Here is an 18,893-nt window from a genome sequence, read left to right as displayed (position 1 = left end):
CTCCTTTCTGCTCTTGGTCCTCACTTCATTCCGTCAAAGAAGTCGAGTTCAGACAAGTCTGTTTCAAATGGAAGCAGCTTCTGCGGCCCCAGATACAATCGTTCATTCCTGCGGGCAACCGGCAATACATGAAACCCCCAATGACGGTCATCTGGAAAAACAAAAAACTTCGTTTCTCCATTCACAATAGAATCCGTATCATCCTGCGGGATTTTATCTCCGTATTGATCCCGGATGTCTTCGTAGAGCACCTCTTTATAGGCATCCGGACGGTTGGCATAGACGAATTTCTGTCTCAGCTGACCATCGCTTCCGCTCAGGTACAACTCCACTTCTGCCGTCTCGAATGGACGGGAAATGCTGCCCGGAATGCCGTCACTCCGATCCAGACTGCTGATCAGCATTTTTTCACGTCCATTATGCGTGTAGGCACTTACGGTATAAGGAATTACAGCGGCATCATGCGTGATGTCGGCTTGAACGCTTCCTGTTTTGCGGGCACTCAGATAACGAATCGCCCCTCGAAGGCAGGCAAGTTTAAGATCAGGCACACGCCCTTCCGCAGGTTTTTGCCGAAACTCAATGCTTCTGCCTGGAACGAACTCTTTCAGTGCTTCCCGAAATACATCAATGCGGCAGGACTGACCTGTCAACTTGATAATCGAATATTGGCTCATCCGCCCTTGCCGATAGAAATCATCCAAAAACTTGCGAACCACCTCATAAATATCAGCCTTAATCAGCTGGGTAATTTCCTTGATATTAAACACCACATCGGGGAACTCATATTCATCCTTCAGTTCACCACTACGTTCCACGGACAGAAACCAACGTTCCATGGTCGTGATCTGCAGGTCACTATCCCCATCGTCCTCCATCTCCGAGTGGAATCGGTTACGTAAGATGCCTGTTTTGCGAAAAAATTGCTGCTTCATCTCTTCTGCGATTTCCCACAGAAAGTAGAAGTTGCCTCTCACCCGCAAATACTCATCTCGTGAACGATTCTCTCGACGCGCAAACGCGGTAGGGATGATATGTTCTGCCTCCTCATAGCGTTGTTCCAGCTTCTGATAAACGGACTTCACACCCTCTTCGTCCACCTGACGGAACACATCCGCACCCGGTGCCTCGATCAGGCTATCGATATCCGTCACCTGACGTCGTCCGCTATAGTAGTCGGCGAATATGATCTTCATGAACTGCATAATACGATAGGTAATGTTGTGACCTCCGAAGTTCGTGTCCCCATTTTCGTATGTAGTATGGATATCCAGCTTGTAAGCCATATGTCCGTCCTCGATCGTAAATGCACAAGATGACAAGTCAGTTGTTCCACCGCCACAATCAATCACGAGCGCATGATACGTCTGCCCTTCCATGAAAGCACCGCGTTCCATCCCGTCGGCAAGGGTGTTATAGAGCACAGCCATTCCCTCATCCAGCGCATATGTCTGCTCAATCCGATAATCCGGAAGCATCTCTCCGAACATCTGCAAAAATTGTGCTTTCATCTTCACGGGACTGGTAAAATGCACATGGCGAAACTTACACTTGAACTGATGCTCTGCCGTTCGGATGATGTAATTCATGTACGCACGCAGCAGATCCATACGAGAAACCATGGCCGCATTGCCATGAACATCGACGATCTCTTCCATTTTGTTGTAATTGTTCACCCAGCGCTTCATGCTGCGGAAGACACTCGCCCGGCTGCTGTACCCTCCCCGACGCATGCTTCGCAACGCTTCATAGCCGAACTCGTAACGAATGTTCGCTGGATCTGAGCACTCCGCGACACCGATGGCCGTAGGCAGAACCTCGATCCAGTCCGTGTCTTTGTATGTAGGATCGGGAAAAGCCACATAGTTAATGGCATCCATACGAACCCGCCCATTCAGTAAATCCTGGCTGCTTGGTGCCTGAATATAACCATTATGCAAATAGGCGCCTGCCGTCGTGTTGGAGGTGCCAAAGTCAATTGCAAGTACAGCGTCTGTCGGTTCGAGTTCCCGGATGTCCAGATCGGCCAGTGGAATTTGAGTATATTGAATATGAACCGGAGGAAGAGGCCTGCTAGAGTAATAGGTCTGATATAGATATTCCGAATCGCGTTTACGGAAAAAGAGAAGACTGTACTGTCTGTTTCCCGATCGTTTCCAGGTCGATCCACTTCCTGCAGTCAAATAAAAGGTTCCGGATATGGACTCGTCCTTAACCAGATTAAAGATGCCACACAGCTCCATACTCTCATTGACCAAAAGTACGTTGGATTCGGTTAAACCACCCGGTGCCGTGACTACGTACTGATCCAGCTTGTCCACTTTCAATCCTTCGTACAGAATCAGCCGCGCGGGCACACTAATACCTCCATCACTGCTCATAGGAGCCGTCATATGACGAGAAATGGCCTTTTGTATGCGCTCGAATCCGCCTTCCAAAGACTGATCGATCCACAATACATCGTCCGCTCCCAAAAATTTCAGAATAATCCGAATCAGTTCTTCACGCTCCGTGCGGGGCCCCAATCCCTCAACCAGTCGCTCCTTGTAACAAATATTCCGTAATTGAAATGTGGTCATGTCCATCAACTCTTCGCGCGTATAACGCATGGTTCCTCTGGCCCGTTCCCTGCCCGTGGCATCGGGATACAATCGGTATGAATAGCCGTTCATCTATACTTCCTCCTTACAACTGCTGATGCTGCTTAATATAGGGCAATACCGTCCTGTATCATCGTATAGTCCACATCCAGAATGCCAAAATGATGCCCCCAGTATATTTCCGTGTCAAAACGAACCGGCAGGAAGAGTTCAAGAATCAATTCCAGCTTCTCCTTCGCTTCCGTCCGTTCTACCTGACCAATATATAAGAGCAATTCATCCTTCTCCTCACAATTGGCATAAAGGGTTGAACGCGGGAACATCCGGACAAGAGTATCCCTCAGCAGATGAACGGCCTCTCCCGTATCGTACAGACGGAGCATATTGCAGGCGATCACTTCCTGTTCCTCCCGTCCGAACAACTCCAGTCGCCGCCGTATCCGTTTCCCGTATACACCCGAATGCATATCATTCAAAATGAAGCGAATGTAATACTCCCTTTTATTCATCCCCTGCATCAAATCCATATCCGCCAGAAAATGAATGACCAAATCAAAGAGCGTCTCCCGCAATTCCACCTGCTCTTCGTTATTGATATCGAACAAATCCCTGAAAATATCAAAAAAACGATAATACGGATTGACTTCAATCGTACGTTCCACGTCTGAAGCATTCAGGTTCGTATGACTTAATTCCATGTATGGCGAATATACACGTGCAGGAACAAAAGTTACGTCTCTCAGATCAGTTCCATTACGCTTGGCGCGAATAATCAGATCCCATATATAATTCATGTTGAGCTCACATCCATTCCCCTTCGCAGCGATATTCAGGGAAAGCCAACTGGATCTCGGATACCAGAAAGCTCAGCAAATCATCCAGAAAAATAGCCTGCTCTGGCTGAATTCCGTGTTTGCTGAACCTTAAAATCATTCGATGTTTATCTGCCTCAACACGGACATGATCGCTAACAAATCCATTAAGCGGGTACGTGATGCCCAGGGTAGGCCCAGGTGCCACCACTTTCACATCTTCCAGTTCCAATCCCTCCGCTGCCTGGAAAGCATGAACCATGCGGGCAATCTCCCCTTTGGATCGTACAGAGCGTCCTTCCTGACGCGCATATTTACCGGCAAACCCTTCCCGTTTGTTGTTGGAAAACAGCGGAAAGTCCATCCTCCCAATGCGGGTTGCGACGGGACCGGCTATTTTCAACACCGTCCATGAATCGGATTTCTCCAGCGGAGATACGATGGTGATATCTTCTTCCGATCTTTTGATATATCGAATATGCGATTCGTCTCCATCCACTAAATATCCGTGCTCAGTCCCTGTTTTGCGGAGCGGTAACACATGTTCATAATTGATGCGGTCCGAAGCCGGGACAGGGAATCCACCTGTTTTCATATCAAGCTGCTGAATATTCCAAAGGGGGATCATGTTCGTTCTTTTATATGACTCAAACTCCTCCAAATGGATTGAAAGTTCTTTGACCACATGCTGTTTGTCCCATGCATCTCCATCGTCCGAACCCACTAGAACACAATCAACGAATTTGAACACATAGGGTGCATTAATCGATTTCCATGGTAGGCTGTTTTTACGAAAGACCCGGTACAGTTCTTCAATTTTGGAGATATACGCTGTACTTGATTTCAACCGAACCGTTATGGCATGTCTGCCTTCACTCGTTACAATCTCCCCGCGGAATGTCCGATTACTTTTCAGCAGGGATTGGAGCTCCTGTTGCCCACATTCCATGTAGAACGTGAATAAATTCATCTCTTCCTTACGTGCCAGCGCATCTGAAGCCTCGCTCAAATAAACAGTCTGCGGTGCAACATCCTCCGGAAGAATCGGATACAGAAATTCATGAATGGGGTCCAAATCTTCCCGCGGACATAATGTGACATATACATCGTGGCGTTCCTCCAGCGGTACCACCTCGTCAAACACACGTTGCTCGATCTGTTTGTTTAGCGTCTCCTGATACTCCACCAGATTAAGAAAAACACCTGTCATGAGGTCTTTGAGTATGCGACGTTGTTCCAGATCCTCCATCTTGTTTAGACGGTCACGAATAATATCTTTCATCACGAATCTCCTTCTTCCGTTGCTTCCTGTTCATTCGCTTCTGCCTCGGTGGTGTCGGTGCTTCCTTTAGCCTTTGAAGCGGAATTAATGCTAGCATTGCTTGTCGTTTTCCCTGAAGAAGACCCGGAGCCAGAAGCATCCGCAGTCCCACTTCCGGCCGAAGAGGCATTACCCGCAGAAGAAGTACTTCCCACTGAATTGCCTGCGCTCATTCCTCCCGCATTCCCGGTCCAATCCGAGTTCAAACCAGACGTCTCTGTTGTTCCTAACCCTGCCGCATCCTGAGTAAGATCAACCGCCGGTACAGGTGGATTCAGTTTCTCATCCAGCTTATTTATTTTCCGCTCCATAGCCAGCACCCGTTCCAACATATCGATCTCCTGATAAATTTCCTGTGCCGAAGCATAGGCATCCATGGCGCCACTATAATCTCCGGCTTCATTGAAGCGGTCACCCTTCTGTTCCAGCGTATCAGCTTGAAGCTGTCTGGATTGGCGCTTGATATCCGCCCGTTTAGTTTCGGCCGTCTCCAGTTTGGTGGCAACTTCCTTCAGCGCTTCCTTATAAGCTGTTTCCGTAGCCGCTGTTCTGGCCCTTTTATACAAAATGATCGCTCCACTGTAGTCTCCGTTCTGGAGTTTTAGATCGCCCTCGGTGATCCAGTCTTGTACTTGCTGAAAGGTGGTCATCTGTTCCAAACGTTCCTGAATGACTTCACGGTTGAACATATTGTAGGACTCAGACAATTCCAGTGCTTTGGTGTAACTGGCGGTTGCCTTGGGAATATCCCCTTCTTTCAGATGAGCCTCGCCGTCAACCAATGTCTGAGCAGCAGCCATCTTCGAAGTCAGCAACTTTTTGTGCACAGGGTCCTTTACTTTGATCGAATTGTTGCGAGCAAGACTGTAATCTGAGACGGCCTTGGCGTACTCCTGTTCCTTCACGTACTGGTCAGCGTTCTGTTCGTATTGCAGCATATCTACGACCAGCTCGGCTTTTTTGGCTGCGCTTTTCACCGCGTAGAATATGCCGGCTCCGCCAAAAATCAGGAGCATAATCAACATGATGGCAATCCGTTTAATCCATTTCTTACGGTTCTTGGGTTCTTCATGAAAAATCTTGTTCACATAGATGGCTGCCGCACTATAATTCTCGATTCGTGAACGTTGCTTGCTGAGCATCACTTCTTCCAACGTGTCGGCCAGCGCCTGCGGGTCATTGGCACCTTCCACCGCATCAATCATCTCGGCATCCTGCACGCCTTCCCATAATCCAGGGGTGCATAGAACAAGCACATCACCATCGGCAAGCTTGACCTTATCGGATACATACGGTTTGATCATGCCAGGTTTGCCCGCGTATTCATTCAGATTGCCGCGTTCATCATGCTGATCCACACGATCCTCTGCAATCTGGCCTTCCGCTGCCAGTTGGGCAGCTACACTATGATCCTTGCTTTTTAGTGCAAGCCTATTTCCCCGGAAATGATACAAGCGGCTATGTCCGGCCGATGCCCACACCATGCGTGTATAATCCGTTACAACAATAACGAATCCCGCTTTGAGTCTGACCCGGCGGCTTTCATACTGCAACCATTCATGTGCGATCTTGATATATTCCGTGAGTCTGCGTTTGGACATGGTTGGCTTTTCCAAAAAGGATTCCAGAATGGTCTGTACTGTGATCTGTGCACTATTCACTTCCGTATCGGTATCCAGACCATCTGCAATGACATAACAAGCCCAGTCTTCCAGTTCAACGCAGCCGTAGAAATCCCGATTTTTCAGGAAAGACCCCGCCTCTGAGACAAAAGCCGTCTTGAATTCACTGTTCTCCTTCCTCATCCGTCTCCCCATTTCCCGTCCCTGTGCGTTGCCCGATCCGTTACCATCCTTGCTCCAAAATGATAATCGTGGCGTTATCCTGATGCACGAGCTGTTTTTCTTCAATTAAATCAATGATGGCCTGGGCTGCATCAAATGGCGGAATATCTTGCGCCAGAATGGTCTCCAGTTCCATCTCCGTGAGGGAGTTGTATACCCCATCACTGCATAACACAATCTTGTCCGCCGGCTGCAGTGCAAACGGCTCGTCCGCGATTTCCATTTGTTTAAAATGGTCGTACCCCAAATAGTTGACCAGCCTTTTGCGCTGCGGATTGTCAAGTGCCTCCTGCTCCGAGATCTCTCCAGACATATACTGTTCTTCAAGTTGACTTTCCAGTGTATGCTTATGATTGATGGCAAGCAGCTCTCCATTGCGAAACACGGCCAAGATGCTGTCTCCTACCGCACCCCAATACAGATCCTTTCCCTTGATCATGGCAGACACCAAAGTTGTCCCTCCGGGAACGCCCAGCAAATTCCGAAGGATGGCCTGATTTGCCGCATGGGAACAAGCATCCCAGAACTCTTCCGGATCAGGAAACCGCTCCAACTCTTCAAACTCCCGGATAAATGTTTCCACGGCAGTCGTACTCGCCACTTTTCCACCGGACAATCCACTGATCCCATCGGCAAGTACAGCAAGTACACCATGTGGCTGCACGGCACAGGCAAAATAATCGTCCTGTTCATTGCGAGCACCAATGGTCTGTCCATTGCCAATCTGAACTCCAACCGGTCTATCGTCACGCTGCCTTACCGGAATCCGGCTTCGTGCGAATAACAGCAACCAAATCAACAAACAGCCACCCGCAAGAACCCAGTAGGGTGTTAGCTCCTTGTCGTTCCACAAAATCATGAAGGTGTTCACTGTTGCTCCCATTCAAAGTGCACACCGCACAATGGAATGAAAATGAATTTGCTGCGTCCCAATTGAATAACATCGTAGGCAGCCAGTTCCACCGGAGAATAGACTGCTTCATTATTGTGATATGCGAGGCCAGAAGCATCGCCGGGCAGCAAATAGAAATTCCGCTTTTTGGGATCGTACACAATCACCGCGTGATTACGCCGAGAAATCGTGTTATCCCCGAGGATGCGAACATGCATCTCTTCCGAACGTCCAATAAAGTTCTTTTCAGCCATTATTCGATAATCCTGGCCCATCTGCGGACCCTCGATGCACACCATCCATCCCGTTACCGGTTCGATTCCTGTCGTTTCGCCCAGGTATGGCATCGTTCTGTCATCCTCTGCCGTACGAGGTGCGCGTGGGATTGCACCCGCTGCCTCAACATTACTGGTAGCTGGCGATTCAACGGCCAGATTGCAATATGGACACGTATTGCCGTGTCGTCTCGTGCTGAACATATGTCCGTTTCCACATCTAGTCAGACTCATTTCGTTTCATTCCCCCGTAAGCTTGTATGATGTACGCCAACGTTATTTCACCAAAATGCGGGTATTGGCAATATAAATTAAGTCTCCTGCCTCAATCAGGCTGGGTTCTTCGATTTCCAATTTGGATGCTCTGCTTTGATTTCCTTTACGTACACCTACCCCACTGGCCGAGTCGATATCCTCGATAAACCATTGACCCGAGGCTTTGTTCAATACGGCGTGTTGCGAGCTAATGAGAGACGCATAGGGTGTATCGGACAGATCAATGTCAGCCTCGCTGTTCTTCGAACTTTTCCCGATCAAAACACTCGTTTCGCCCTGAATATACCATTCCTTCACACTTGTGCCGTCGTCGTCCAGGAGGACTAGCTTCACGACACGCGAAGACAATTTCTTCTTTTCCACCTTGGTGGCTGGCATGTATTTAAAAAACAGGTATGCTCCTCCAGAGAGGACCACGATAATTCCAGTTACCCATTGGGCACTCATATCCCGGTTGATGATAAATATGTAATACAGCACGGCTAACGAAATCATGGCGACGCAAGCGTCAAGCCCCATCGTCAATACCGACCTTCCTCGTTTCACTTCCATAACCTCCGCCTGAACCGGCTTGATCCATAACGAGCTACCGGTCTACTTTTTTCGAATTCCGAAATATCGGTCAAACATGGCGGACATATCCATTCCTTTATTGGGACCGGCTTTGCCACCGTTTGGACTTTCCTTGCCTTTGGGGTGATAGCCAAAAAATTGTTCGAACTGTTCCTGCATCCGCGATGGATCCGACCACACCTTCTCGGCATTTGCACTCCCGGACTTCGCATTGCCTTTACTGGATCTGGCTGTATCGGATGCTGAACCCTTCGCTTGACCTGTATTACGTCCAGTGTGAAGCTGCTGATCATATGCTGCTCTAAGCTCGGAATTTCCGAGTGTACTGTATGCCTCATGTACTTGCTTGAAACGCGCTTCTGCCTGTGCATCTCCCCCATTGACATCCGGGTGAAATTTCTTCGCCAATTGACGATAAGCCTTCTTGATCTGCTCCGGAGAAGCTTCACGTTCTACACCAAGCACGGCATAATAATCTTTCATGGTATTCTTTCCTGCCTCCCTGCCGTATTCGGGCGTAAATAAAGATTAAGGGGCACCAGGGCCCCTTAACTTGACAGCGTTGTTCTGGACCAAAACGAACTGGCCCAAGACAACAGTTGTTCCCTTTTATACAGGGAAGCCGCCCTCAATTTTAGTGAATTCAGTTTTATCTTTTTTCTGTTTGATGAACAGGCTGAATTCACCTACGCCTTCGGTATCACCGAAGCGCTCTGTGTAATCCACAACAAATGCGTTAGGCAAGTAAATTTTGCGTACCACTTGATCTGCTGCAACCACTTCCAGGGTTACTTTGCGGTAGCAATCCGCTTTTTCAGCAGGCACGAGGGACCACAAAGCAAGTTTCATCGTGTCATCTGCATTGTCACCGTCGGTTGCAGTGATAATTTTGCCGCTGATGCGAAGTGTTGCGCCTACATCTGTGGATCTAGCGTTGGAATCATCTGGTGTATCCGTGTCATACACAACTGTACGGATATTATCCATTCCCAATTCGATTGTTTCTGCGCCTTCTACTTTCAATACAAAACCCATTAATAAAAACCTCCTTAAGATTAGGAAAAAATGTGCCCGGTATGCTCCCCATCTCGGGAGAGGTACCGGAATATATGTATAAAGGCAAGACGATGAAGTCTGCCTCTAACACCAAAATAAATGTCTATAATACGTTGTTTGATGAATCATATTTAATAATCAGACTTGTTCCAATGGTTTTCTTACACTTTCATCGCGCTGGTGCCTTTGGTAATCATGACCTCCAGGTTCTTCACGTTGCCGTTAAATACCAGGTCAATATGGCACATGTTGCTCTTTTCATCGATGATAAAGCTCATATCGTCGCCTTCCTGAATGATCGAATTGATCGACCCTCGAGTTCCCAGCCACCGGCTCTTCTGACTGCTCGGATTGTTGCTGAAGAATTTGACGATATTTTCATGCTTGAAATCACCGGTTTGGAAACGGAGCAAGCGCTCAATGTAAGTACTAACAAGTGTTTTGTACAAGGAATCAAAACCATCTTCGGACATCGCCATGCTTCTCGCTTTATAGACCGTGATCCGTTTGATGTCGCTATCCTGGATTTGGGCATTTTCCGATGAGAAAATAAATCCAAAGTTTTTGCGGTTAATCAAATCCTTGATCGTATTTGTAAATCCGGAAATTTCTTTGGTCATCGTTGTTACAACACGCAAGCTGTTGTCCCCTGCCTCAATGTCAAAACGCACACCTGGATAATCACGGTTGACGTTCTTGAAAGCCCCTTTCAGGTATTCCGGACACTGATACGCAGCAACAATCCCTGCAGATACATAGGACGCTCCAACATACACGCCTTCAATCCACAGTTTCAGAATGTCTTCCTTCTCCTTGGAAAGTTCCACACCATTCTCCGTCTGAAGCATACGGCTGTCGATAACGACACCCGATTTCTCCTTGGGAATAATCGTGAAGTTTGGAGCACTCGGAATGGCAAATTCGCTATATTCCTTACGGGTCAACACTGAACATTTATCGATATACTTATCAATACCTGCGGTAGCCATGCTGCTGAAGGTGGTTTCTTCTCCGGATTCAAAGCTGAAGAACACCTGCACCTTGTAATCCTTAACAACTTGCAGGAGCATTGCCAGAGATTCCATGCTGTTTCCGTCTTGTTTAACCACTTTCTCGTTACCACGGAAACGGGCACGGCTGACTTTGACTTGGCCTGTATTTTCCAGTTCTACGGAAGGAACGATACCGAACCAGATCGTATCGGTAAAATCATTCTTCGCGTTGACAGTGTTGAGATATGTCTCAAGCCGCGGAATATTACTGCTCTTGACGAGCATATCCAGTTTGGCATTGGAGATCAGCATGGAAGGAAGCATGCCTTTGTTCTTAATCGCATATTGGTCAAAGAACATTTTGACACCCAATATTTTCTCGACCAGCGGTTTTACCGTTTTCACAAAATCATCCTTGGCGTTTTTGTAAAACTCCAGGTATGTATTGTAATTCTGCACTTCAACAGCAGTATCCACTTCAGACTGTACCGCAGGAAGCGGGCAGAATGTGCGGACCACCAGATCCTGTACATACGGCGAAGGTGTCTCGGAAAGTGAATCGTAATCTTCGGCAAATACTTGCGTCAAATCAGTGCTTGTCGCTTCATCAAGAAGCATCAGCTCGTTGTTATCACTCTTCGGAGCTTCGATAATTTTCAATTCTCCGCTCTCACCAATCGTAAGTTGTCCTACCTGAATCGCTTCGGAAGAAGTTTCTTCTTGTGCACGGCCCAGCAACAAACGGGTCTTAATATCTTCAATGGCGAGTGGAAGCATGGCCATGACATTGTTATAGTTCCGGCTTGCATCTTCAAACATGACGTTCAGCTTATCCCCGATATCCAGCTTCTTCGGATCGCCGTCATCCAGCTTCTCATGCTGACCATACATGTAATGGATTTCCTTCCGGACCTGACGAATGTCATCCATAACTTTTTTCGGTGAAATCATATCGAGCAAATTTTCAAACTTGAAATCAACGTTCGTAATACCTTGACTGCGCTTGGTATCAATCAGGGTGAACAGCATTCTCAGAAAGTCGTTACTATGGTCGATCTTGATCTCCGAGATAGCCTCGTCCGGGATACCTTCCGGTTTTTTAAGCGTATACATGACTTTCTGGTTTACCGCATTGAAAAAGGAGTACACGCTAGGTGAGAACTTGTCCAGGAACTCATCGAAGCTGCGAACAAGCAAATGTTCGTTAATCTCCTTGATCTTATCGTCACTCAGACTGTCGATGCCCTTAACATCACCAACAATGGTGATCAAGTCCAACTTCTCGGGATTGATTTCTTCAAAAAGCATCGTTCGGTTCGTTTGATTAATAATGTCCATTCAGGCAACATCCGCCAAGATGATGATCCATTCGGGCGAATGCTTCCCCCCCTCCATCAATTTTTGACACTCCGCACGTCTCTATCAGCCTTCGGTCATGATCCAGGAGAATCACTACTCCCAGCAAACACAAGACCAATAGAACGAGCTGTCAACATACGACTGGAACTTATGTACCAGATTATGCCGTTTGCTTTGGAGATTTATGGAATTCATCTTAATCATCAGCGATATGTTTTGTCAATAATCCCCACCATAGGTCTAAAAGCTCATTTTATAACCTTCGATATACCTATAGAACTAATTTTTGGAATTCGCTTCACTTCCTTACGGATCATGCCGATGATATAGAATATCCTATAATTTGGATTAAGTTGAATGATTTAAGACTAGTGGGGTTTTCCCCCTAATCAAGAGTAAAAATACTGAAAGTATGCGGTGTTGCATTATTCTCAATTAATGAAAACTACGCATAACGGCGTTATATCGTGATTAAGCAAAAGTTTTTCAAAAAAATTTAATATTCCCAACAAGTGAACCGAAGTTTTTCAAACCAGAAAGGGGATTCGAAGCCTCACATGATATTAATTAAATGCAAAAAAATACTGCTCTCTCTATTGATGATTAGCATTTTAATTCCAGCAGGGAACATTGGCAGCATCTACGCAGAATCATCTGTCAAGACCCACGCGTATGAAGGACTAGATGCCATGTTTGTCCTGGATGTTAGCTACTCTATGAATGAGACCGACAAAGATCGCATCGCCGAAGAAGTTATACATATGTTTATGGATATGAGTAGTGGACCTAAGACCCGACTGGGATTCGTAGCTTATAATGATCAAATCACTTCATCCGTACCTCTAATGGATATATCATCCTCTGGGGCACGAAATAACCTTCGTAGTCGTGTTGATGGCTTAAAACGCTCAGGCTATACAGATCTTGGACTCGGCTTGCGCCGAGGTGCGAGTTTGCTCGAACAGTCCCAGACGGACAAACGAAAGCCATTTATGATTTTGCTCTCTGATGGGGAAACGGATTTGCGTGGCTCGTCGAGCAGAACACCAGCTGATTCATCCAAAGATGTAGACAAGGTGATTGAGATGGCTCAAAAAGCTAATTATCCAATCTATACCGTCGGACTAAACCGCGATGGTACGGTTAACCCCGCTGAACTGGAGCGGATAGCTCAGGAGACGGGTGGATCTTCCTTTATCACGGGAAGCGCAGACGACTTGCCTGAAATTTTCAACCGGATTTTTGCAGATCAGATTCAATCTGTTCTTGTATCTGTGGCAGCAGTAACAGCAACAGGGGCAATGCAGGAGGTAACTGTGGACATCCCCAATTCAAGCATGGCGGATGCCAACATTATCATGCTCTCTGATCATGCTGTCTCTGAAGCTCAGCTGTATTATCAGTCCAGCAATGTTAGCTTCATCCGATCTGATAAATATGCTCTAATGAAGATCATTCGTCCGGTCAAAGGACAATTCAAGCTGAAATTCAAGGGGCACAGCGGAGATTTAGTGAAGATCAACCTACTTGGTAACTACAACGTGTCTGCGGTTGCACATATGGCAACGAAGCAGCCAGTAAAGGGGAAAAGCATCACATTTGAAGCCTCTCTCTACGATCAGGCTGTGGACCCTAAACCCATTCAGGATTTGAATGTTTACAAGGGACTTGAAGCAGAACTCATTGTCACTCCGTCTGATGGGAAAACAGAGCATATCCCTTTGACCAATACAGGAAGTGGATTTACGGGAAAATACACTTTTCCAAAATCGGATCTATACACATGGGGTCTTCGGATTGATGGTCCTGACTTTTATCGGGAGATCACTCCGGTTGAAGTAGATATTACCAATCAGGCCCCCGTAGCAACCGGGGAGTCCATGGTGTTATCCAAAGACGATAGCAATACAGAGGTTGACCTAAGCAACTATTTTAAGGATGCCAATAATGATCCATTAACGTATGCCTTGGAAGAAGATGGGGGTGAGCGCAAACTCGGAGACGCTGTCATTGAAGGTAATATACTGCGTTGGTCTTCGCTCCACACCGGTAGTTCATCCATCAAGGTGACCGCAACGGATTCTGAAGGCGCGAGTGTAACCGTAGACATCCAGTTGAAAATTCATTCTTTACGTGAAAAGATACTGCTATATACGGGACTCGGTCTCCTCGCAGCCGGGGGAATCTTCGCCCTGTATTGGTTTGTACTGAAACCAAAACCTGTATTTCGCGGAAGATTGGAAGGATACTTCTTGGCCACTGCAAACGGAGAAGATATTCCCGTGACGAATTGGCCACTGACTTCATTGGACCGACGGAAAGTAAGTCTCAGTGAACTATTTGATCGTATGGACATTGGAGTTAAGGTACCGGAGTCAGGACGAATCTGGCTGGAGGCTGGTAAAAAGGAAACGTTATTGGTACGGCATGATACGAACTGCACAGTCGTCCGGGGACGTACACCAGTGAAGCCCAGACATACAGAAGCTCTAGAGTATAATGAAAAGTTGTATATTACATTTGAGGATGGAGTCACAGAGATTGAAATTCGATACAAAGCCATCAAACCAAGTACTAATATCTATGTAGGACAAAAGAAAGATCCACAGCAGGCCATGGCATAATCATCGCAGTGTTGATGAGAACGATCATCTGCAATGACACTATTGTCAAAACAGATGCATAAAGAGAGTTAATCGACTTATAGAAAATGATTCCTGTTCAGAACAGGAATCATTTTTTTATCCCTTTGGTATCTCGAGTGCTTATGTGTTGTGAAGATAGCAACGTTCTCTTAAAAGTCTATCTAACACTCCCCTGCCAGCTCCACTTCTGTCCAATGAAGCTGAACACCCTGCCGAATCAGCTGTGCCTGATAGTCGTGAAGATGCTTCGCCGAAGCCCTCACCTCTGAGGGCTCTACTTGCTGTGAAATGGCATAAGCGGCAAGGGTTCCGGCAGCCTCGCCAATATTCCATTCGGTAGGATGCAGACGGTAACAACCGTTCGCAATCTGGGTCATGGAGATATTTTTGCAAGCTGGGAGCAAGTTCTTGACTCGCACCGGGATGAGTGCACCCAGCGGAATCTCATAGGGATGGTTCGGTATATAAAAAGTCCGCTGACTCACGGTTGTTGGATGGAGATCCAGATGATAACTGCCGACACCCACACTATCCTCGTAACGTTTGGCTCCCTCTGCTCCGCGCAATGCCTTGCTCACATCCTGCTCGGTAATGGTATATACGCCTCGGATTCGCCGTGATTCCCGAATATACGGAGCTTTCGCGAGACCGTCTTCCGTACCGAGCACATCTCCACGCAGCCTTACGCCCGGATAACCCTTTCCGCCGTCCAGGCGGGGAGCTGCTGTCTGAAGCCAGTATACTAAGGAAAGAGTTAGTTGCCTCGCCCCTTCCAGATGCCGCTCTCGTTTCTCCGGCGATACGCCAATGATTGGCCCGGCGTAATAATCGTTCAGTGCCCAGTTGAGCAGCGTGACTTCACCATCATTCAGTGACTCTGTCCATATAGCCGGGTCAACGATCCGCCGATAATCCCACAGGGGGGTTATGCCCTGATCATTCGGGAACATCGTGAACTCTTTCAGCTTGGAAGTATCATTAGCATCCGAAGCGTACCAGCTCAGGATCGGATACAGTGAGAACGAGGGAACATACTGACGCCAGTAATCATAATCCCTCGGACAAGGGATCGTGAAGTCTCCTCCCGGCACATAATCCACTGCCGCCACATGGGTAATCGACTGCATGTCTAGCGGGTTCGCTTCATCCAGGGCATGTGGCTCACCCGTATCCCGCCGGGATTCCGCTCCACTTACATACTCTACTCCCGCAAGGGGAAGCAGATCACCGCATTCTGTAGCATCCAGATAATAGGCACCCTGGAGCTTAATTAATCCCCCATTTCGCTCTTCACGCACAGTCACGCTAGTCACCCGGTCACCTGCTGTATCTACCTGAACTGGCACAGTATGATAGAGCACCTCGATTCGACCGGTGTTCACGTAAGGCGCAAGCATCTCGTGCAAAACGGCAAGCGCGACCTTCGGTTCATGCGCCAAGCGGCTCACCCAGCCATTGCCGGGGTTAAGAACAGGATCGCTCTTGGCGACATCCGTAAGCGGGTAGTTCCGTCTGTAGTAATCTCTGACTCGGCTGCGGAACTCACGATACGATGCTGTACTGCCAGATTGTTCAATCCAGCGGTGTTCATCTGGCGGTACTGCCTGTGAGGTCAATTGACCGCCAAGCCAGTCCGTCTCTTCCGTCAAAAGTACCCGTTGCCCTGCCTTGGCTGCAGCCAGCGCAGCTGCAGTCCCGCCAAGACCACCGCCAATAATGACGATATCACTGTGTTTCTCCTGTTCAATCCCCATGCTTTGTCTCCTCCCTGTCACTGCCTTCAGACCAGCCAACGCCGTCCTTACGTAGACGTTCCAAGGCCAGCTGCGCCGCCCCGATACAGCCTGCCCAGTTACCGAGTTCAGCCACTGCAACCCTGTCTGCCAACCCGACACTGGATAACTTAGCGGTAAGCATCGGCCACCATATAGCCTGATCATGGGTCACACCGCCACCAAGAATAATCAATTCCGGATCTATCGAGGCAGATATATTCGCAATAACCAAGGCCAAATCAGATATGTAACGCTCTAGAATGCACAACGCTATTGCTTCTCCCTGGCTTGCAGCGGTCATAATCTCTCGGCCGTGAGTATACGTGTTGCCCTTCTGTTCCCGCGCCAACCGCATCAGTGCACTACCGGAAATGTATTGCTCCACGCAGCCGCGTTTGCCACAATTACAAGGCCGACCGTCAGGCACCAGCACACTGTGCCCCCAGTCCCCACCGCGCCAGTCTACTCCCCGTAACATCCTGCCAAATGCCATATTGGCCCCACCGACCCCAGTTCCGAGTGTCAGCATAACCAGGTTCTGCTTACCGCGGCCGGTACCAAGCCACGCCTCGCCGAGCAGTGCAGCATTGGCATCGTTATCAGCAGTTGAAGGTAGGCCAAATTCCGCTGTTGCCCACTGTGTCAGTGGCATTCCCTGCCAGCCAGGTAAATTATTCGTTGCGTGGATCACTGCACCCGTTTCCACATTCACCCTTCCTGCCGAGGCAATACCCAGTGCCTTCACTTCTTCACAGCTAGACAACAGTTCACTTATTAACCCGCGCAGCTGGCCAAGTATGGCCTTCCGGCCCAACCGGGCCTCGGTTGCACATGTAGCCTCCACCAGAACGACTCCGGCTTCATTGACTACAAGCCCTTTAATGCCTGTGCCACCTACATCCACGCCAATGACCTGTGGCATATGCTTTCCTCCTATTCACACAAACCCTTCAATAAATACGGTCGATAACTGCCCTGGCCGTTAATTCTTTCATCTTTTTGGTCTCTTCGCCATGCTCGCGCTCCAGCCCCTGGCAGAGCAAGTCGATAATAAACAGCTGAGAGATTTTAGCTCCTACAGAACCGCCTTCAAGGGGAGACTCCTTCCCCGCGGTCAAGAGCAAGATATCCGCAATAGAAGCAATGGGGGATTTGGCATAGTTCGTCATGGCAATCACCTTAGCCCCGTTTTGTTTGGCCTTCATCAGCATATCGTTGGTATCCAGCGTACTGCCGGACACGCTGATGCCAAAAGCCACGTCACCTTCTCCCATCGTTACCGCCATCATGGACTGAATATGGCTGTCGGAATTCGCTTCCGCACGTCGGCCGATGCGCAGAAAACGGTTCTTGGCATCCATAGCGGTAATGCCTGACGAGCCCACGCCGAAGAATTGCACATGTCGTGCGCTGTCCAGAAACTTTACTGCCTGCTCCAACTGGCTGCGATCCAGCATACCCAAGCTGGATTGCAGCACACCCACCATCGCGGTATATAAATGGTCGGCGTAATCGTCCTCTCCCTGCTCGCCGTCTGGCTGGTTCTGCCGTTTCGGCAGCCCTTGGGCCAGCATCAGCTTGAAATCCTGATAGCCTTTAAACCCGATTTTACGGCAGAATCTCATCACCGTGGTCTCTCCGGTACCAGCAAAATCAGCCAGCTCAGTCACAGACAAATAGATTATATTATCCGGATTGTCCCGTACGCACCTGGCCACCTTCTGCTCCGACTTGGTCATGGAAGGATAATACGTATTAATTCGGTCATTCATCTCCATTACTCTTCATCCTCGCTTTTTGGGTCACTGCTGCGAACTGTCGGGTAATTAGCTGTGGCCGAGTTATTGCGGAGCCCACCACAACAGCGTATGCCCCCAGATCAAGCGCCTCTTCTACCTGAGAGGGTTTACTAATCCGCCCTTCGGCAATGACCGGAATCTTCAACCGCTGTGCGCACATCCCCAGCAGCTCCAAATTAGGCCCTTCCTGCTGCCGGGAATACGGTGTATAACCCGATAGTGTAGTCGAAACACAGCTGACTCCAAGTGACTCAGCGTATACAGCTTCCTCCAGAATGGAGATGTCTGCCATGGAAACCACCCCATTTGCGTTCAGATAGGCGGTGATTTGCTCCAATGTATAATTTTCCGGCCTGCTCTGGCGGGTCGCATCAAATGCAATGATATCCGCTCCGGCCTCCAGCAGCTCGTCAATTTCTCTGAGGGTTGGGGTGATATATACAGCAGAATCCGGGTAATTGCGTTTCACGATGCCAATAATCGGCAATGAGACGGTCTGCTTGATCGCACGTACATCTGCTGCCCCATTCGCCCGAATACCCCCGGCCCCTCCTTCCTCCGCAGCAGCTGCCATACGAGCCATCATCGCCGCGCCATGCAGCGGTTCGTCAGCCAGCGCCTGGCAGGAAACAATTAGCCCCAAATGCAGTTTCTCCAGCACTACCTTTGTCAGG

The 18,893-nt window shown here is 48.4% G+C and carries 15 protein-coding genes; 1 reads left to right on the top strand and 14 read right to left on the bottom strand.

Translation table 11 applies throughout. The features are described from left to right. Positions 1-20: 20 nt before the first annotated feature. The 10 genes from BLV50_RS21120 to BLV50_RS21075 form a co-directional block, all read right to left on the bottom strand. Positions 21-2,672 carry an Hsp70 family protein gene (locus BLV50_RS21120; RefSeq protein ID WP_090809863.1) on the bottom strand — a complete coding sequence of 884 codons (2,652 nt, stop codon included), beginning with the start codon at positions 2,670-2,672 and terminating at the stop codon, positions 21-23. Positions 2,673-2,704: 32 nt separating this feature from the next. Then, a complete protein-coding gene (locus BLV50_RS21115; protein WP_063567935.1) occupies positions 2,705-3,394 on the bottom strand; it encodes a hypothetical protein in 690 nt (229 codons plus the stop codon). 7 nt (positions 3,395-3,401) lie between these two features. After that, the gene (locus BLV50_RS21110; protein ID WP_090809861.1) at positions 3,402-4,694 is read right to left on the bottom strand and encodes a normocyte-binding protein; all 1,293 of its coding nucleotides are present in this window, start codon (positions 4,692-4,694) and stop codon (positions 3,402-3,404) included. Then, a complete protein-coding gene (locus BLV50_RS21105) occupies positions 4,694-6,538 on the bottom strand; it encodes a SpoIIE family protein phosphatase (protein WP_090809859.1) in 1,845 nt (614 codons plus the stop codon). The genes BLV50_RS21110 and BLV50_RS21105 overlap by 1 nt, the downstream gene beginning before the upstream one ends. Positions 6,539-6,578: 40 nt before the next feature. Further along, the gene (locus BLV50_RS21100) at positions 6,579-7,436 is read right to left on the bottom strand and encodes a PP2C family protein-serine/threonine phosphatase (protein WP_090810038.1); all 858 of its coding nucleotides are present in this window, start codon (positions 7,434-7,436) and stop codon (positions 6,579-6,581) included. Between the two features lie 8 nt (positions 7,437-7,444). Continuing rightward, positions 7,445-7,978 (bottom strand): FHA domain-containing protein, encoded by a 534-nt coding sequence (locus BLV50_RS21095; RefSeq protein WP_090809857.1) that lies wholly within the window; start codon positions 7,976-7,978, stop codon positions 7,445-7,447. A gap of 42 nt (positions 7,979-8,020) precedes the next feature. After that, positions 8,021-8,572, bottom strand: a complete 552-nt coding sequence (locus tag BLV50_RS21090; protein ID WP_090809855.1) for an FHA domain-containing protein — start codon at positions 8,570-8,572, stop codon at positions 8,021-8,023. A 42-nt stretch (positions 8,573-8,614) separates the two neighbouring features. Continuing rightward, positions 8,615-9,076 carry a J domain-containing protein gene (locus tag BLV50_RS21085; protein WP_090809853.1) on the bottom strand — a complete coding sequence of 154 codons (462 nt, stop codon included), beginning with the start codon at positions 9,074-9,076 and terminating at the stop codon, positions 8,615-8,617. 126 nt (positions 9,077-9,202) lie between these two features. Next, entirely contained in the window at positions 9,203-9,628 is a 426-nt protein-coding gene (locus tag BLV50_RS21080; RefSeq protein WP_053781361.1) for a hypothetical protein, read from the bottom strand. 182 nt (positions 9,629-9,810) lie between these two features. Then, on the bottom strand, positions 9,811-11,979 hold the full coding sequence (locus BLV50_RS21075; protein ID WP_064636265.1) for a hypothetical protein: 2,169 nt from the start codon (positions 11,977-11,979) through the stop codon (positions 9,811-9,813). A gap of 620 nt (positions 11,980-12,599) precedes the next feature. On the opposite strand from BLV50_RS21075, the gene BLV50_RS21070 reads away from it, so the two are divergent. Next, positions 12,600-14,624: a VWA domain-containing protein gene (locus BLV50_RS21070; protein ID WP_090810036.1), complete on the top strand. Its 2,025-nt coding sequence runs from the start codon at positions 12,600-12,602 to the stop codon at positions 14,622-14,624. Between the two features lie 182 nt (positions 14,625-14,806). Here the strand turns inward: BLV50_RS21070 and BLV50_RS21065 are convergent, their stop codons facing one another. From BLV50_RS21065 to BLV50_RS21050, 4 genes are read right to left on the bottom strand one after another with little or no spacing between them, the layout of a single operon-like run. Next, positions 14,807-16,399 (bottom strand): FAD-dependent oxidoreductase, encoded by a 1,593-nt coding sequence (locus BLV50_RS21065; protein ID WP_090809851.1) that lies wholly within the window; start codon positions 16,397-16,399, stop codon positions 14,807-14,809. Beyond that, entirely contained in the window at positions 16,389-17,342 is a 954-nt protein-coding gene (locus tag BLV50_RS21060) for an ROK family protein (RefSeq protein WP_090809849.1), read from the bottom strand. Before BLV50_RS21060 ends, BLV50_RS21065 begins: the two co-directional genes overlap by 11 nt. A 28-nt stretch (positions 17,343-17,370) precedes the next feature. Then, a complete protein-coding gene (locus BLV50_RS21055) occupies positions 17,371-18,198 on the bottom strand; it encodes a MurR/RpiR family transcriptional regulator (RefSeq protein ID WP_090809847.1) in 828 nt (275 codons plus the stop codon). Then, entirely contained in the window at positions 18,185-18,892 is a 708-nt protein-coding gene (locus BLV50_RS21050) for an N-acetylmannosamine-6-phosphate 2-epimerase (protein WP_231952726.1), read from the bottom strand. Before BLV50_RS21050 ends, BLV50_RS21055 begins: the two co-directional genes overlap by 14 nt. Position 18,893 lies beyond the last annotated feature (1 nt).

The organism is Paenibacillus sp. 276b (genome assembly GCF_900107875.1).
Taxonomy (GTDB): domain Bacteria; phylum Bacillota; class Bacilli; order Paenibacillales; family Paenibacillaceae; genus Paenibacillus; species Paenibacillus marchantiae.
This window is presented reverse-complemented; position numbering and strand designations above follow the sequence as displayed.

What these genes read in the sequence shown, in the direction of transcription:
- BLV50_RS21060 (WP_090809849.1), bottom strand. Translation starts at nt 17,342, where the DNA reads ATGCCACAGGTCATTGGCGTGGATGTAGGTGGCACAGGCATTAAAGGG.
- BLV50_RS21105 (WP_090809859.1), bottom strand. Translation starts at nt 6,538, where the DNA reads ATGAGGAAGGAGAACAGTGAATTCAAGACGGCTTTTGTCTCAGAGGCG.
- BLV50_RS21120 (WP_090809863.1), bottom strand. Translation starts at nt 2,672, where the DNA reads ATGAACGGCTATTCATACCGATTGTATCCCGATGCCACGGGCAGGGAA.
- BLV50_RS21075 (WP_064636265.1), bottom strand. Translation starts at nt 11,979, where the DNA reads ATGGACATTATTAATCAAACGAACCGAACGATGCTTTTTGAAGAAATC.
- BLV50_RS21110 (WP_090809861.1), bottom strand. Translation starts at nt 4,694, where the DNA reads ATGAAAGATATTATTCGTGACCGTCTAAACAAGATGGAGGATCTGGAA.
- BLV50_RS21095 (WP_090809857.1), bottom strand. Translation starts at nt 7,978, where the DNA reads ATGAGTCTGACTAGATGTGGAAACGGACATATGTTCAGCACGAGACGA.
- BLV50_RS21115 (WP_063567935.1), bottom strand. Translation starts at nt 3,394, where the DNA reads ATGAATTATATATGGGATCTGATTATTCGCGCCAAGCGTAATGGAACT.
- BLV50_RS21070 (WP_090810036.1), top strand. Translation starts at nt 12,600, where the DNA reads ATGATTAGCATTTTAATTCCAGCAGGGAACATTGGCAGCATCTACGCA.
- BLV50_RS21055 (WP_090809847.1), bottom strand. Translation starts at nt 18,198, where the DNA reads ATGGAGATGAATGACCGAATTAATACGTATTATCCTTCCATGACCAAG.
- BLV50_RS21080 (WP_053781361.1), bottom strand. Translation starts at nt 9,628, where the DNA reads ATGGGTTTTGTATTGAAAGTAGAAGGCGCAGAAACAATCGAATTGGGA.
- BLV50_RS21100 (WP_090810038.1), bottom strand. Translation starts at nt 7,436, where the DNA reads ATGATTTTGTGGAACGACAAGGAGCTAACACCCTACTGGGTTCTTGCG.
- BLV50_RS21085 (WP_090809853.1), bottom strand. Translation starts at nt 9,076, where the DNA reads ATGAAAGATTATTATGCCGTGCTTGGTGTAGAACGTGAAGCTTCTCCG.
- BLV50_RS21065 (WP_090809851.1), bottom strand. Translation starts at nt 16,399, where the DNA reads ATGGGGATTGAACAGGAGAAACACAGTGATATCGTCATTATTGGCGGT.
- BLV50_RS21090 (WP_090809855.1), bottom strand. Translation starts at nt 8,572, where the DNA reads ATGGAAGTGAAACGAGGAAGGTCGGTATTGACGATGGGGCTTGACGCT.